The sequence below is a fragment of the Thermomonas fusca genome, from assembly GCF_005862345.1.
GTDB classification, from domain to species: domain Bacteria; phylum Pseudomonadota; class Gammaproteobacteria; order Xanthomonadales; family Xanthomonadaceae; genus Thermomonas; species Thermomonas fusca.
The window spans coordinates 639,421-654,969 of sequence record NZ_SROY01000002.1 but is presented as its reverse complement, the minus strand read 5'-3'; the positions used below and the strand labels follow the sequence as shown (position 1 = coordinate 654,969).

Here is a 15,549-nt window from a genome sequence, read left to right as displayed (position 1 = left end):
GGTGCACGGCTCATGCCAGCTCCTTGTGCAGTTCCTGCAGCGAGAGCACGTCGCCCTTGCCGCGGTGGTCCAGCGAGTGCAGCAGCGCCCGCGCACCGGCCACCGTGGTGGAATAGGTGACGCGCGCCTGCAGCGCCTCGCGGCGGATCGAGAAGGAGTCGGCGATGGCCTGCCGCCCCTCGGTGGTGTTGACGATGTAGCTGATCTCGCCGTTCTTGATCAGGTCGACGATGTGCGGACGGCCTTCGGCCACCTTGTTGACGCGCTCGCAGGCGACGCCGTGCGCGTTCAGGTGGTCGGCGGTGCCGCTGGTGGCGACCAGATTGAAGCCGCGTTCCAGCATGGTACGGGCCACGTCCAGCACCCGCGCCTTGTCGGGGTCACGCACCGAAATGAAGGCCTTGCCCGGCTGCGGCGCGCGGATGTTGGCGGCTTCCTCGGCGCGCGCGAACGCCGCCTCGAAGCTGCGGCCCACGCCCATCACCTCGCCGGTGGAGCGCATTTCCGGGCCGAGAATCGGATCGACGTTCTGGAACTTGGCGAACGGGAACACCGCTTCCTTGACCGAGTAATACGACGGCACGATCTCTTCGGTCGCGCCCTGCTCGGCCAGCGTCATTCCGGCCATGCAGCGCGCCGAGATCTTGGCCAGCGGGCGGCCGATCGCCTTGGACACGAACGGCACGGTGCGGCTGGCGCGCGGGTTCACTTCCAGCAGGAAGATGGTGTCGGCTTCGTCACCTTCTGCCACGCCGACCTGCACCGCGAATTGGGTGTTCATCAGCCCGATCACGTGCAGCGCCTTGGCCAGCGCGACCACCTGCTCGCGCAGGCGCTCCTGGGTGCGCGCCGACAGCGAGTACGGCGGCAGCGAGCAGGACGAGTCGCCGGAATGCACGCCGGCCTCCTCGATGTGCTCCATCACGCCGCCCACCAACACGTTGCCGTCGCGGTCGGCGATCACGTCGATGTCCACTTCCACCGCGTTGTCGAGGAAACGATCCAGCAGCACCGGCGAATCGTGGCTGACCTTCACCGCCTCGCGCATGTAGCGGGCGAGGTCGGCGTCGGCATGCACCACTTCCATCGCCCGGCCGCCCAGCACGTAGCTCGGGCGCACCACCAGCGGATAACCGATGTCGCGGGCGTGTGCCAGCGCCTCCTCGGGGCTGCGCGCGGTGCGGTTCGGCGGCTGCTTCAGGCCGAGGTCGTCGACCAGCTTCTGGAAGCGCTCGCGGTCCTCGGCCAGGTCGATGGAGTCCGGCGAGGTGCCGATGATAGGCACGCCGTTGGCTTCCAGCGCCTTCGCCAGCTTAAGCGGGGTCTGCCCGCCGTACTGCACGATCACGCCCCAGGGCTTCTCCAGTTCCACGATCTCCAGCACGTCTTCCAGCGTCAGCGGCTCGAAGTACAGGCGGTCGGAGGTGTCGTAGTCGGTGGACACGGTTTCCGGGTTGCAGTTGACCATGATGGTCTCGTAGCCGTCCTCGCGCAGGGCCAGCGCCGCGTGCACGCAGCAGTAGTCGAACTCGATGCCCTGGCCGATGCGGTTGGGACCGCCGCCGAGCACCATGATCTTCTTGCGGTCGCTGGGCGCGGCCTCGCACTCGTCCTCGTAGGTCGAATACAGGTAGGCGGTGCCGGTGGCGAACTCGCCGGCGCAGCTGTCCACGCGCTTGTACACCGGGCGCACGCCGAACGCCTTGCGCAGCGCGCGCACCGCGGTTTCGTTGGTGCCGGCCAACTGGGCGACGCGGGCATCGGAAAAGCCCATGCGCTTGAGCGCCCGCAGGCGCTTGGCATCCAGGCCATCGAGGCCGCGATGGATCACGTCCATCTCGGCGTCGATCAGCTCCTCGATCTGGTCGAGGAACCACGGATCGACGAACGACAGCGCGTGCACGTCCTCCACGCTCATGCCGGCGCGGAAGGCGTCGGCGATGTGGAAGATGCGCTCGGGGCCGGGCTCCTTCATCTCGCGGCGCAGCGCCAGCAGGCCGTCTTCGCTGGCCAGGTCCAGGCCGGTCGGGTCGAGCCCGATCTTGCCGGTCTCCAGCCCGCGCAGCGCCTTCTGCAGCGACTCCTGGAAGCTGCGGCCGATCGCCATCACCTCGCCCACCGACTTCATCTGGGTGGTCAGGCGCGCGTCGGCAGCCGGGAACTTCTCGAACGCGAAACGCGGGATCTTGGTGACCACGTAGTCGATCGACGGCTCGAAGCTGGCCGGGGTCAACCCGCCAGTGATTTCGTTCTTCAGCTCGTCCAGGGTGTAACCGACCGCCAGCTTGGCCGCGACCTTGGCGATCGGGAAACCGGTCGCCTTCGACGCCAGCGCGGACGAACGCGACACGCGCGGGTTCATCTCGATGACGACCACGCGGCCGTCCTTCGCATTGATGCCGAACTGCACGTTGGAACCACCGGTATCGACGCCGATCTTGCGCAGCACCGCGATCGAGGCATCGCGCAGGCGCTGGTATTCCTTGTCGGTCAGGGTCTGCGCCGGGGCGACGGTGATGCTGTCGCCGGTGTGCACGCCCATCGCGTCGAAATTCTCGATGCTGCAGACGATGATGCAGTTGTCCGCGGTGTCGCGGACCACTTCCATCTCGAATTCCTTCCAGCCCAGCACCGATTCTTCCACCAGCACTTCGCTGGTCGGCGACAGCTCGAGGCCGCGCTTGACGATGTCCTCGAACTCTTCGCGGTTGTAGGCGATGCCGCCGCCGGTCCCGCCCAGCGTGAACGAAGGCCGGATGATGGTGGGAAAACCGACGCTGGCCTGGATCTCCACCGCCTGCTCGTAGGTCTTGGCCACCTCCGAGCGCGGGCTGTCCAGCCCGATCTCGGTCATCGCCTGCTTGAACAGCTCGCGGTCCTCGGCCATGCGGATGGCGTCGCGCTTGGCGCCGATCAGCTCGACGTCGTACTTCTCCAGCACGCCGTTGTCGGCCAGGTCCAGCGCGCAGTTCAGCGCGGTCTGCCCGCCCATGGTCGGCAGGATCGCGTCGGGCTTTTCCTTGGCGATGATCTTCTCGACCGTCTGCCAGTTGATCGGCTCGATGTAGACCGCATCGGCCATGTCCGGGTCGGTCATGATCGTGGCCGGGTTGCTGTTCACCAGCACCACCCGGTAGCCCTCCTCGCGCAGCGCCTTGCACGCCTGCGCACCGGAGTAGTCGAACTCGCAGGCCTGGCCGATGACAATCGGACCGGCGCCGATGATGAGGATGGTCTTGAGGTCGGTGCGCTTAGGCATTGCTGTGCTTCTCCATCAACGCAACGAAACGATCGAACAGCGGCGACACGTCCTGCGGGCCAGGGCTGGCTTCCGGGTGTCCCTGGAAACTGAAGGCTGGTGCGTCGGTCAACTCGATGCCCTGGTTGGTGCCGTCGAACAGCGAGCGGTGGGTGACCCGCGCGTTCGCCGGCAGGCTGGCCTCGTCGATGCAGAAGCCGTGGTTCTGCGAAGTGATCAGCACCCGGCCGCTGTCGAGGTCCTGCACCGGGTGGTTGGCGCCGTGGTGGCCGTGCGGCATCTTCATGGTGCGAGCGCCGACCGCCAGGCCCAGCAGCTGGTGACCGAGGCAGATGCCGTACAGCGGGATCTTCGCCTTGAGGAATTCGCGTATCGCATCGATGGCGTAGTCGCACGGCGCGGGATCGCCGGGACCGTTGGACAGGAACACCCCGTCGGGCTGCATCGCCAGCACTTCGGCTGCAGGCGTCTGCGCCGGCACCACGTGCACGTCGCAGCCGCGCTCGGCCAGCATGCGCAGGATGTTGCGCTTGGCACCGAAGTCGTAGGCGACGACCTTGAACTTCGGCTCGGCGCTCACGAACGTATTGCTGTCGAGGTCCAGCTGGCCTTCGCTCCAGCGATAGGGTTCGGCCGTGCTGACCACCTTGGCCAGGTCCATGTCCTTCAGGCCGGGGAACTTGCGCGCCGCCTCGATGGCATGTTCGACGTCCAGCACCTCGTCGTGGCTGGCCGCCGCCAGCAGCGCCGCGTTCTGCGAACCGCGCTCGCGCAGGATGCGGGTCAGCCTGCGGGTGTCGATGCCGGCGATCGCGCGGATGCCGCGCGTCTGCAGCCATTCCGGCAACGCCACCTGGCTGCGCCAGTTGCTGGGCCGGCGCGGCACGTCGCGCACGATCAACCCGGCCGCCCAGGCCTGCGCGGCCTCGTCGTCCTGGTCGGTGCAGCCGGTGTTGCCGATATGCGGATAGGTCAGCATGACCAGCTGGCGCGCATAGGAGGGATCGGTGAGGATCTCCTGGTAGCCGGTCATCGCGGTGTTGAACACCGCTTCGCCCACGGACAGGCCGGGCGCGCCCACGGAAATGCCCTCGAAGACCGTACCGTCTTCAAGCGCGAGAATGGCGGGAATATTCAAGTGCATCGCCTTGCGTCAGGTTGCAAGAAAGCGCCGAAGCGGGGCTGCCGGTTCGGAGCTGGGGGGGTTAGGCGAGCGGGAATTGTACCGATGCGACCCGGCGGACGCCAGCATCGGCGTGCCGGCCGCGTCAGCCCCGATGCAGGAAATCGCGGTGCGCGCAGCACCGGCGCACCGGCGCAGGCCGCCCGCTACAGCAGTTCCGCCACCCGATAGCTTCCCGGGGTGCGCCCACGCAGGCGCGTCGCGACATGCAGCGCACCGCGGGCAAAAATGTCGCGGTTGCTGGCGCGATGCGCCAGCTCGATGCGCTCACCGGCGGCGGCGAACTGCACCAGGTGTTCGCCGACGATGTCGCCGGCGCGGATCGAGGCGTAATGCGGCTGGGCGCCGCCCGCCTGCGCCGCCGCACCCAGCGTCAGCGCGGTGCCAGAGGGGGCGTCCAGCTTGCGGGTGTGGTGGGCCTCGACGATGTCGCAGTCCCAGCCCGGCAGCAGCGTGGCGGCGCGCGCCACCAGTTCGTGCAGCACCGCCACGCCAAGGCTGAAATTGCTGGCCCATGCCGCCGGGATCTTGGTGGAGGCGGTGTCCAGCTGCGCCTTCTGCGCATCGGACAACCCGGTAGTGCCGGACACCAGCGCCGCGCCGCGTGCGATGCACAGCGAAAGGATCGCGTCGAAGCCTTCCGGCAGGCTGAAATCGATCGCGACATCGAACGCCGGCACGCCGGCCAGCTCCGCCGCGGCGAACTGCGGTACGCCGTCGACCACCCGCGCATCGACCCGGCGCGCGACCGCCGCCACGACCTCGCAGCCGGAATCCTGCTCGCGGCACAGGCGCAACAGCGCCTGCCCCATCCTGCCCGTGGCCCCGTGGATCAACAGTCGAACCGGCGTCGTCGTCATTCGCGCAGGCTAGCCGGCGCGGATGCCAGCGGCAAGCCGAAAGCAATCGTGGTGCCGCCGGGTGCCGATCAGGCCCGGCCGGAAACGCTCTGCAGGCGGCCGGCGACCTGGTGCATGGCATCCTCGAAGGCGGTTTCGCCATCGCGCACGATCACCCGGTCGAGCTTGGCCATGACCGCCAGTTCTTCCACCGATGCGACCAGCACGCGGATGCCGCGGCGGTTCACCAGCAGCAGCCGCGCCGAGATCGGGCTGATCCACGACACCTTGGCCGGAGCGAAATGACCGTCGGCAGCGGCGAGCTGGATCCAGTCGCCGATCTGCAGGCTGCGGATGCGCTCGAGCATGGCTGCGTCATAATCCAGGCCGGCGCTGCCGACCACGACTTCCAGCTGCGGCTCCTGTTCGGACGCCGCCTCGGCCACCGCCACCTGCAGCGGCATGCGCGCGTCGTCTTCCAGCGCCGCCTGCCCGGCCAGCAGCCGCGACAGCGAATCGCGCAGCGCAGCCACGGCCGCCTGCGCGGCTTCGCCGGTGCAGCCGGCACTGGCAAGGATGGCGCACAGGCCATCGTCCGGCTGCAACGCCGCCGAATCAGATGCAACGCCGGCCGCCGCGTGATCGAACGCGATCAGCAGCTGTCCCACCGCGTGCAACCCATCCTCGTAGCGGGGCGCGCCGCGACCATCACGCAACGCCACCTGGGTGAGGTGATGGTTGGCGTGGCGGGCCAGGAACTCGCCGATGACCGGCGGCAGCAGCCGTTCGCCGCGCAACCGGTCCAGGTCTTCAGCCACCACCTTGCGCGCGTGCTCCAGGCGTTCGCGCCCGCGCTGCGCTTCGGCGGTGCGCTTTTCGGCCAGTTCGAAGCGCTTGCGGTGCTGCGCCATGTACCCGCGCAACTCCTGCTCCAGCGTTTCGAAAATCGCCACATCTTCGTTGAATTCAGCCACCAGCCGGTCGATGGTGTGGTCGACGCGGGTCAGCAGCTCGCGCTCCTGCGGGGCCTCGCCGCGATTGCCTTCGCAGGCCTCGGCCACGGTGTTCAGCAGCTTGCGTGCGGGATGTTCCTTGAACATGAACATCCGCCGGTCCTTCACCGCCACCTTCACGTACGGCACCAGCATGCGGCCGATCTTCTGGCGGATCTGGGTGTCGTACTGCGGACCGTCCAGCAGCACGTCGAACAGCAGCGCGACCAGATCGACTGCATCGCCGTCCAGCCCGTCCAGATTGATGTTGTCGCCGCGCACGCCCAGCTTGCGCGCGCTCTGCGTCATCTGCTGGCGCAGCTGACCGGCCAGGGATTGTTCGGCCTCGCCGGCGGGAGTGAAGTGTGCACTGCCGTCATGTTGCATCAGCGACAGGATCGACAGCAGATCGTTGGTGGGCAGCGCCGGTCCCATGCCCTGCTGTCCACCGGGGGCGGCCAGTCCGGTCGCCGAGCGCCAGCCCTGCAGCATGCCGAGCATGTTGGCAAAGGCAGCCTGGTCGGCGGGGCTGATCTGCGCCGCGGCGCCCTCATCGGGTGCGCCTTGCCGCTGCGCGACCTCGCTGTCACGCGGGTCGGCGTGACCCGGCGAAACCGGCTTCTGCACGCGCGTGGGGGCGCGATTGACGTGCAGCTCGGGCAAGATGCCCGCGGTTGCCATCACGGTATTGCAGCGGTCGTAGATCTCGCCGAGGGCGCCGGTCAGCTCGCGCTCGAAGAACTTGAACACCACGATCCGCAGCTCGGCGCTGATCTCCAGCTGGCCCATGGCCTTGCCCAGCGCGCCGGCCAGGAACACCGGATCCAGCGGATTCTCCTGCGGCCGCAGCTCGGTCAACCCGACCACGACGAGGAAACGCTTGCGCACGGCATCGAAAGCCGATGCGTGCGTGCGCAGCACCGACGCCGAAAGCTGCTCGATCGCCAGCTGCTCTTCCAGGTCTTCTTCGGCGACGAGGCTGAGGCTGCCGCCGTCCTCGCCTTCGCCCTCGCCCGCGGCGACATGATCGCCGTGCAGGGCGCGGAAGCGGTTGTGGACAACACCCCGGAAACCCCGGGACAGGTCGCTGCGCGCGCGGCGCATGTCGCGCAGCGCCATCAGGCCCAGAGACTCCTCGCCCGACTGGCTGCGGTCGAACAGGTAGTCGTCGAGATCGGCCAAGGCGCGGTCGAGCGCCGGCACGGCGCGGTCGAGCACGTGCTTCTGCAGCGCGTCGAGCAACGGGCCGTTGGCACGCGACAGCGTCGGAGTTGGGGATTCCGCGGGGGAACGGAACGTCATGGCTTGCTCTGCCGGGAGTGACCCAACCGCAACATTACGCCGATTCAGGAACGTGATGAGTGACGGCCGTCATGGAACCATGCAGCGTTTCGACGTTCAGTCCGGCAGGACCCGGCCGATCCCGGTCTGCGCCAGCTCGGCCACCGCATCCGCCAGCTGCCCGGCCGGGGTGCCGGCGCTGAAGCCGAGCCGGAAGTGCAGCTCGCCGGCTTGGGTGCGCGAGGAATGCAGCGAGGCGATGTTGACCCCGCGCCGTTCGAACACGTGCAGCAGGCTGCGCAGCGAACCGGGCCGGTCCTCGGGCAGGTGGACGCCGAGGGTGTGCGTGTCGGACAGGTCGGCCAGCAGGTAGCCGATGCGTTCGTAGGTGTAGTTGCCCAGCGCCAGCGCCTGCTCGCCCCAGGCGTCGCGGTTGGCATCCAGAAACTCGGCGCGAAACCCGGCGCGGGCGACATCGTCACCCTGCCCGACCAGCGTCGCCATCCGCGCCAGCTGCGCCGCCAGCGCGCGCAGCGCCTCCGGGGCGTGCGGATTGCCGAACTGGATGTCCTCGTAGATCGCCGGGTTCAGCGACAGGATGCGCGCGGCAACGGCGGCGTCCATTTCGAACGAAGCCGAGCGTAGCGGCATCAGTGCGGCCAGCGGGCCGACCAGGCCGGCCTGTTCGCGCAGCACGCCGGCCTGGGCCAGGTGCGAGGCATGCACCATCGCCTGCACCAGCGCCATCGCGCGGTCGTGGCGCTCGGGCGTGGCGCGCACGCACTCGGCTTCCAGCGCCGCCAGCAGCGATTCCAGCCACGGCCGCCACGAAGACAGCCGCGCTTCGCAGACCACCAGCACCCGGCCCTTGAGGGTCGGCGACTTGGGTGGCGCGGCCATCGGGTGCAGCCCGGCCACCTCGGCCTGCGAGCGCAGCATCGCCGCGACCGGCGCGGCCTTGACCGAGGTGACGTCCAACCACAGCCGGCCCGCCTCGCGGCCGGCGGACAACCGCACGTAACGTTCGATCAATTCCGGCGTGCGCCGGATCGGCGCCGAGAACAGCAGCACGTCGGCCTGTTCCAGCAGGGCATCCTCGCCAGTGGCGGCCGGATCGGCGGGATCGTGGCCGATCACTTCCAGGCCCATCCGGGTTTCGAAGAACGCGCGCAGCCAACGCCCGTAGGCGCCGGCGCTGCCGACGATGCCGATGCGTGGACGCTGCGTGGGTTCGGACAAGGAACGGGCTCCGCGAGGGAGCCCGGATTCTACGCAAGCGCCTGCCGGCGCAGGGCGTTGGTTGCCGGCGACACCATCACCGCAGCCGGGCTGCGGCGAATCCCGTGTCGCGGTCCGGCCTGCGCCGGGCTCAGGACACCATGCGGTCCCAGAATCCCTTGACGCCGTCGAGGAAGGTGCTCGACTTCGGCGAATGCCGGCGCGCGCCATCGCCCACGAAGGTGGCTTCGAACTGCTCCAGCAACTGGCGCTGCTCGGGCGTGAGGTTGACCGGCGTTTCCACCGCGACCCGGCAATACAGGTCGCCCGGCTGGCGGCTGCGGACGGATTTCACCCCGCGGTCGCGCAGGCGGAACACCTTGCCACTCTGGGTTTCGGCGGGAATGCGCAGCTCCAGTTCGCCACCCAGCGTGGGCACGCGCACGGTATCGCCCAGCGCCGCCTGCGAGATGCGGATGGGCACTTCGCAGTGCAGGTCGTCGCCGTCGCGTTCGAAGATCTCGTGCGGGCGCACCCGCACTTCCACGTACAGGTCGCCCGGCGGCGTCCCCGCGGGGCCGGCTTCGCCCTCGCCGGCCAGGCGGATGCGGTCGCCACTGTCGACGCCGGCCGGGATCTTCACCGACAGGTTTTTTTCCTGTTCGATCCGGCCATTGCCGTTGCAGTGCTTGCAGGGATTGGCGATGGTCTTGCCGGCGCCGTCGCAGTGCGGGCACGGTGCCTGCATCATGAACGGGCCGCGCTGCATGCGGACCTGGCCGCGGCCTTGGCAGGTGCCGCAGGTTTCGACCTTGCCGTCTTCCGAGCCGCTGCCCTTGCACGGCTCGCAGTTGGCCATGGAGGGGATGTGGATGGTCTTCTCGACCCCGGCCACCGCCTCTTCCAGGTCGAGCTCCATCACGTAGCCGACGTCGGCGCCGCGGCGCGGACCCTGCTGGCGCGCGCCGCCCCCGAAGATATTGCCGAAGATGTCGCCGAAGATGTCGCCCATGTCGGCGCCACCGAAGCCGCCGAAACCGGGGCCGGCGTTGCCGCCGCCCATGCCGTGTTCGAACGCGGCATGGCCGTGCTGGTCGTACATGCGGCGCTTGCCGCCGTCGCTCAGCACTTCGTAGGCTTCCTTGCACTCCTTGAAGGCGGCCTCGGCATCCTTGTCGCCGGGGTTGCGGTCCGGGTGGTGCTTCATCGCGCAGCGGCGGTAGGCCTTCTTCAGGTCCTCCTCGCTGGCGTTGCGGGCCACGCCCAGGACTTCGTAGTAATCGCGCTTGCTCATCGGGCTGAACCTGTTCCCTTCACGGCGACGGGCAGACCACCGGCCTGCCCGTCGCATTGCCTGCCTGGCGATCAGGCCTTCTTGTCGTCGTCCTTGACCTCGGTGAACTCGGCGTCCACCACGTCGTCGGCCGGCTTGCCGGCATCACCGGCGTCGCCCTGTGGCTGGCCGGCCGCCGCTGCGGCTGCGAACAGCGTCTGGCTGGCTTCCTCCAGCGCCTTGGCCTTGGCTTCGATCTGGCCCTTGTCGTCGCCCTTCATCGCCGTTTCCAGCTCGGCGATGGCACCCTCGGCGCGGCCGATGGCATCGCCCGGCAGCTTGTCGCCATTGTCCTTGATGGTGCTGCGGGTGGCATGGATCAGGGCGTCGGCCTGGTTGCGCGCGGTGACCAGCTCGTGGAACTTCCTGTCCTCGTCGCGGTTGGCTTCGGCGTCCTGCACCATCCGCTGGATCTCGTCGTCCGACAGGCCCGAACCGGCCTTGATCTCGACCTTCTGTTCCTTGCCGGTCTTCTTGTCCTTGGCGGTGACGTGGACGATGCCGTTGGCGTCGATGTCGAAGCTCACTTCCACCTGCGGCATGCCGCGCGGCGCCGCGTCGATTCCGGTGAGGTCGAACTTGGCCAGCGACTTGTTGTAGCGGGCCTGCTCGCGCTCGCCCTGCAACACGTGCACGGTCACGGCCGACTGGTTGTCCTCGGCGGTGCTGAACACCTGCGAAGCCTTGGTCGGGATGGTGGTGTTCTTCTCGATGATCTTGGTGAACACGCCGCCCAGGGTTTCGATGCCCAGCGACAGCGGGGTGACGTCGAGCAGCAGCACGTCCTTGACGTCGCCGGCCAGCACACCGCCCTGCACCGCCGCGCCGATGGCCACCGCTTCGTCCGGGTTGACGTCCTTGCGCGGTTCCTTGCCGAAGAACTCGGCCACCGCCGCCTGCACCTTCGGCATGCGGGTTTGGCCGCCGACCAGGATCACCTCGGTGATGTCGGAGGCGCGCAGGCCGGCGTCGTTCAGTGCCACGCGGCAGGGTTCGATGGTGCGCTTGACCAGGTCATCGACCAGCGCTTCGAGCTTGGCCCGGGTCAGCTTGATGTTCAGGTGCTTCGGGCCCGACGCATCGGCGGTCACGTACGGCAGGTTGACGTCGGTCTGCTGGTTGGACGACAGCTCGATCTTGGCGCGCTCGGCGGCATCCTTCAGGCGCTGCAGGGCCAGCGGGTCCTTGCGCAGGTCCACGCCGTCGGACTTCTGGAACTCTTCCACCAGGTAGTCGATGACGCGGTTGTCGAAGTCCTCGCCACCCAGGAAGGTATCGCCGTTGGTGGCCAGCACCTCGAACTGCTTCTCGCCGTCGACGTTGGCGATCTCGATGATCGACACGTCGAAGGTGCCGCCGCCGAGGTCGTACACGGCGATCTTGCGGTCCTTGGCGTCGCCCTTGTCGAGGCCGTAGGCCAGCGCGGCCGCGGTCGGCTCGTTGATGATGCGCTTGACGTCGAGGCCGGCGATGCGGCCGGCGTCCTTGGTGGCCTGGCGCTGGCTGTCGTTGAAGTAGGCCGGCACGGTGATGACCGCCTCGGTGACCGTTTCACCCAGGAAGGCTTCGGCGGTCTTCTTCATCTTCTCCAGCACCTTGGCGGAGACTTCCTGCGGCGCCAGCTTCTTGCCGTCCACCAGCGACACCCAGGCATCGCCGTTGTCGTGCTGGATGATCGAGTACGACACCAGGCCGATGTCCTTCTGCACCTCGGCGTCGGTGAACTTGCGGCCGATCAGGCGCTTCACCGCGTAGAAGGTGTTCTTCGGGTTGGTGACGGCCTGGCGCTTGGCCGAGGCGCCCACCAGCACTTCCCCGTCCTTGGTCCAGGCGACGATGGAGGGGGTGGTGCGATCGCCCTCGCTGTTTTCGATGACGCGGGCCTTGCCGCCTTCCATGATGGCGACGCAGGAATTGGTGGTGCCCAGGTCGATGCCGATGATCTTGCCCATGACGATTTCCTCTTGAATCCGATGTCTGGTGGCGGCGTGCGCCGATGATTGCTATCTGGGGATGCCGCGCCGGCCTTCAAGAGCCGCGCAGCAGGGCGAACGCACGCCGTTTCAGTCGTGCTTGGCCACGATCACCAGCGCCGGGCGCAGCAGCCGCCCGTTGAGCAGGTAACCCTTCTGGAACACGGTGATGACGTGGCCCGGGGCCACGCCCGCGGATTCGCCCTGGCTGATCGCCTGGTGGTGTTCGGGGTTGAAGGCCTGCCCGGCGGGGTCCAGCACTTCCATCCCGTTTTCCCCGGCTACCTTGAGCAGCTGCTTGTAGGTCAGCTCCAGGCCCTGCCGCAGCGCGCCGGCATCCTCGCCGGCGGCAGTCAGGCCCGCGTCCAGGCTGTCGAACACCGGCAGCAGGTCGGACAGCAGGCGCTCGTTGGCGAACTTGCGGGCACTGTCGATATCGCGGGCCAGCCGCTTGCGCTGGTTCTCCAGGTCGGCGCGTTCCAGCAGCGATTGCGCCCGGAGCTGCTCCACTTCGGCGCGCAGCGCCTCCAGCTCGTCGTCCTGCGCCATCTCGTCGGCGCCTTCGTTCACTTCCTGCGTCGGGTCGTTGCTCATGTCCACGAATCGATCTGCGGCGGGATGCCGCTTCCGACTCCGGCTATGGGGCCGCCGCCTGCGCGATTCAAGGCAGGGCGTTCAGGAGGCGGCGTCCAGCGCCGCCCCCAGCGCCGCCGCGGTGGCCTCCACCACCGGGATCACCCGCTCATAGGCCATCCGGCTGGGGCCGATGACGCCCAGCACCCCCAGCACCTGGCCGTCGCGGCCATAGGGCGCACTCACCAGCGACATGCCTTCCAGCGGCGCCAGCCCGGTTTCCTCGCCGATGAACACACGCATGCCCGGCGCTTTCGCGGTGCGTTCCAGCAGCTGCAGCAGCTCGCGCTTTTCGGCAAAGGCCTCGAACAGCGCCCGCAGCCGGTCCAGGTCACCCAGTTCCTGCAGTCCCAGCAGGCGGGTCTGCCCGGCCACCAGCATGTCGTCCTCGCGCGCCGGCGCGAACGCCTGTTCGGCCAGCGCCAGCGAACTGGCCAGCAGCCGTTCCATCTCGCTGCGCGCATCGCGCAGATCGCGCAACAGCGCGGCGCGGATCACGGTCAGCGACTGCCCGGCAAAATGGGCGTTCAGGTAGTTCGCCGCCTGCTCCAGTTCCGACGGCGAGAACGCCCGCCGCACCTGCACCACCCGGTTCTGCACCTCGCCATCGGCGAACACCAGGATCGCCAGCACCCGCTGCGGGTCCAGCATCACGAAATCGATCTGGCGAAAGGCGAAGCTCTCGCGGCTGGGCACGCTGACCATGCCGGCGAAGTGGGTCATCGCCGCCAGCAGCTCGGAGGTGCTGCCCAGCAGCGCCTGCGTGCCCGCGCCGGCCGCCAGCCCGCTGCGCAGCCGGTCCACGTCCTGCGCACCCAGCGGCTTGACCTGCAGCAGCGAATCCACGAACAGCCGGTAACCCTGCGCGGTGGGGACACGCCCTGCCGAGCTGTGCGGCGCGGCCAGCAGACCGGCGTCTTCCAGCGACGCCAGGATGTTGCGGATGGTGGCCGCACTGACGTCCAGCCCCGCGTGCTTCGCCAGCGTCTGCGAGCCGACCGGCTCGCCGTCGCGGATGTGCCGGGATACCAGCGTGCGCAGCAGCTGGCGCGCGCGCGGGTCAAGGGCGATGTCGGGCCGGCGGCGTTCCATTCACAGGTTGTAAGCGCAGGCCGGCGCACATGCAACCGCTACCGGCCGTCGACGTGCGCAGGCACAATGCGCAGCCATGCTGACCCGCCTTTCGATCCGTGATTTTGCCGTCGTCGCCCATGCCGAACTGGACTTCGGCGCGGGCCTGACCGTCGTGTCCGGCGAAACCGGCGCCGGCAAATCGCTGCTGGTGGATGCGCTGGGCTTCCTGTCCGGCGCCCGCGGCGATGCCGGTGCGGTTCGCCACGGCGCGCAGCGCGCCGAGCTGTCGGCCGAGTTCGCACTGGACGACTGCGCCGCCGCCCTCGCCTGGCTTCAAGACGCCGAACTGGACGACGACGGCGCCTGCCAGCTGCGCCGCACCCTGCGCGCCGACGGCGGCTCCAAGGCGTGGATCAACGGCCGCAGCGTCACCATCGCCCAGCTGGCCGAACTGGCCGCGCTGCTGGTGGAAATCCACGGCCAGCACGCCCAGCAGGCGCTGCTGGTACGCCCGCAGCAGACCCGTCTGCTGGATGATTTCGCCCGCCATCCGGACCTGCTGGCCGCCACCGGCGAATCGGCGCGGCGCTGGAAAGCATTGCAGCAGGAACGCGACGCCCTGCTCGCCCGCGGCGACGTCGGCGAACGTCAGGCCTGGCTTCGGCACCAGCTCGACGAACTGCAGGCGCAGCCGCTGGAACCGGCGGTGCTGGCCGAACTCGATGCCAACCATCGCCGCCATGCCCACGCCGCCTCGCTGATCGCCGCCTGTGACGCCGCGCTGGACGCGCTGGGCGGCGATGACGCGCTGACCGGCCGCCTGCAGCAGCTGCGCAACGGCCTGCAGCGCGAAACCGCGCACGAGCCGCGCCTGTCGGAAGTCGATGCGATGCTCGACTCCGCCGCGATCCAGCTCGACGAAGCACTGGTGCTGATGCAGCGCATCCGCGACGACCTCGACCTGGATCCCGACGCGCTGGCCGAGATCGAGCGCCAGCTCGTCCGCGTGCAGGACCTGGCGCGCAAGCATCGCGTCACCCCGGACAAACTGGCGGCACACCGCGACGCGCTGGCGCTGGAACTGGAATCGCTGGCCGATGCCGACGCGCGCCTGCAGCGCCTCGACCGCGACATCGCCGCCGCGCTGGCGCAGTGGCGCACCGCTGCCACCGCCCTCGCCGCCTCGCGCCGCAAGGCGGGCGACGCGCTGGGCTCGGCCATCAGCGCGCTGATCGGCGAACTGGGCATGCAGGGCGGCCGCTTCGAGGTGGCGCTGGAAGCCAATGCCGGCGACAGCCCCGATGCGAACGGCAGCGAGCGTGCCGAGTTCCTGGTCTCCGCCAACCCCGGCCAGCCGCCGCGCCCGCTGCGCAAGGTCGCTTCCGGCGGCGAGCTCTCGCGCGTGTCGCTGGCGATCGAAGTAGCCACGCAGGGCCAGGACGCCGCCGCCACGCTGGTGTTCGACGAAGTCGACGCCGGCATCGGCGGCGCGGTGGCCGCCGCGGTCGGCGCCAAGCTGCGCCAGCTTGGCGCATCGAAGCAGGTGCTGTGCGTGACCCACCAGCCGCAGGTCGCCGCCGCTGGTCACGCGCAGTACCGCGTCAGCAAGGCCGCGCAGGACGGCATCACCCAGTCCTCGGTGGCCGCGCTGGATACCACCGGGCGCGTGGACGAGATCGCCCGCATGGTCGGCGGCGCCGATGTCAGCAAGGAAGCCCGCGCCGCTGCGAAGAAGCTGCTGGACGGTCACTGAGCTCAACCAGC

General features: G+C 68.9%; 10 protein-coding genes. 1 reads left to right on the top strand and 9 read right to left on the bottom strand.

The genetic code is table 11. The features are described 5' to 3' along the window. Positions 1 to 10: 10 nt before the first annotated feature. From carB to hrcA, 9 genes are all read right to left on the bottom strand, one after another. A complete protein-coding gene (carB, locus tag E5S66_RS07225; RefSeq protein WP_138348579.1) occupies positions 11 to 3,259 on the bottom strand; it encodes a carbamoyl-phosphate synthase large subunit in 3,249 nt (1,082 codons plus the stop codon). Continuing rightward, positions 3,252 to 4,397 carry a glutamine-hydrolyzing carbamoyl-phosphate synthase small subunit gene (gene carA, locus E5S66_RS07220; protein WP_138348578.1) on the bottom strand — a complete coding sequence of 382 codons (1,146 nt, stop codon included), beginning with the start codon at positions 4,395 to 4,397 and terminating at the stop codon, positions 3,252 to 3,254. Before carA ends, carB begins: the two co-directional genes overlap by 8 nt. A 191-nt stretch (positions 4,398 to 4,588) precedes the next feature. After that, a complete protein-coding gene (gene dapB / locus E5S66_RS07215) occupies positions 4,589 to 5,302 on the bottom strand; it encodes a 4-hydroxy-tetrahydrodipicolinate reductase (RefSeq protein ID WP_138348577.1) in 714 nt (237 codons plus the stop codon). 68 nt (positions 5,303 to 5,370) lie between these two features. Next, positions 5,371 to 7,575 carry a DUF1631 family protein gene (locus E5S66_RS07210; protein WP_138348576.1) on the bottom strand — a complete coding sequence of 735 codons (2,205 nt, stop codon included), beginning with the start codon at positions 7,573 to 7,575 and terminating at the stop codon, positions 5,371 to 5,373. A gap of 96 nt (positions 7,576 to 7,671) precedes the next feature. Further along, positions 7,672 to 8,793, bottom strand: coding sequence for a prephenate dehydrogenase (locus tag E5S66_RS07205; RefSeq protein ID WP_246037166.1), 1,122 nt, complete (start codon positions 8,791 to 8,793; stop codon positions 7,672 to 7,674). Positions 8,794 to 8,923: 130 nt separating this feature from the next. Beyond that, positions 8,924 to 10,066 carry a molecular chaperone DnaJ gene (dnaJ, locus tag E5S66_RS07200; protein WP_138348574.1) on the bottom strand — a complete coding sequence of 381 codons (1,143 nt, stop codon included), beginning with the start codon at positions 10,064 to 10,066 and terminating at the stop codon, positions 8,924 to 8,926. 71 nt (positions 10,067 to 10,137) lie between these two features. Further along, a complete protein-coding gene (dnaK, locus tag E5S66_RS07195) occupies positions 10,138 to 12,057 on the bottom strand; it encodes a molecular chaperone DnaK (protein WP_138348573.1) in 1,920 nt (639 codons plus the stop codon). Between the two features lie 111 nt (positions 12,058 to 12,168). Further along, positions 12,169 to 12,672, bottom strand: coding sequence for a nucleotide exchange factor GrpE (gene grpE / locus E5S66_RS07190; RefSeq protein ID WP_138348572.1), 504 nt, complete (start codon positions 12,670 to 12,672; stop codon positions 12,169 to 12,171). An 81-nt stretch (positions 12,673 to 12,753) separates the two neighbouring features. Further along, complete coding sequence (gene hrcA, locus E5S66_RS07185; protein WP_138348571.1) at positions 12,754 to 13,803, bottom strand: heat-inducible transcriptional repressor HrcA; 1,050 nt, start codon at positions 13,801 to 13,803, stop codon at positions 12,754 to 12,756. A gap of 76 nt (positions 13,804 to 13,879) precedes the next feature. Here hrcA and recN point away from each other — a divergent pair, with 76 nt between their 5' ends. Next, positions 13,880 to 15,538, top strand: coding sequence for a DNA repair protein RecN (gene recN / locus E5S66_RS07180; protein ID WP_138348570.1), 1,659 nt, complete (start codon positions 13,880 to 13,882; stop codon positions 15,536 to 15,538). The last annotated feature ends 11 nt before the right edge of the window (positions 15,539 to 15,549 follow it).

Bases quoted from the DNA above. Each gene is read 5' to 3' on its own strand.
- carB (WP_138348579.1), bottom strand. From the start codon at position 3,259: ATGCCTAAGCGCACCGACCTCAAGACCATCCTCATCATCGGCGCCGGT.
- dapB (WP_138348577.1), bottom strand. From the start codon at position 5,302: ATGACGACGACGCCGGTTCGACTGTTGATCCACGGGGCCACGGGCAGG.
- E5S66_RS07210 (WP_138348576.1), bottom strand. From the start codon at position 7,575: ATGACGTTCCGTTCCCCCGCGGAATCCCCAACTCCGACGCTGTCGCGT.
- dnaJ (WP_138348574.1), bottom strand. From the start codon at position 10,066: ATGAGCAAGCGCGATTACTACGAAGTCCTGGGCGTGGCCCGCAACGCC.
- dnaK (WP_138348573.1), bottom strand. From the start codon at position 12,057: ATGGGCAAGATCATCGGCATCGACCTGGGCACCACCAATTCCTGCGTC.
- grpE (WP_138348572.1), bottom strand. From the start codon at position 12,672: ATGAGCAACGACCCGACGCAGGAAGTGAACGAAGGCGCCGACGAGATG.
- hrcA (WP_138348571.1), bottom strand. From the start codon at position 13,803: ATGGAACGCCGCCGGCCCGACATCGCCCTTGACCCGCGCGCGCGCCAG.
- recN (WP_138348570.1), top strand. From the start codon at position 13,880: ATGCTGACCCGCCTTTCGATCCGTGATTTTGCCGTCGTCGCCCATGCC.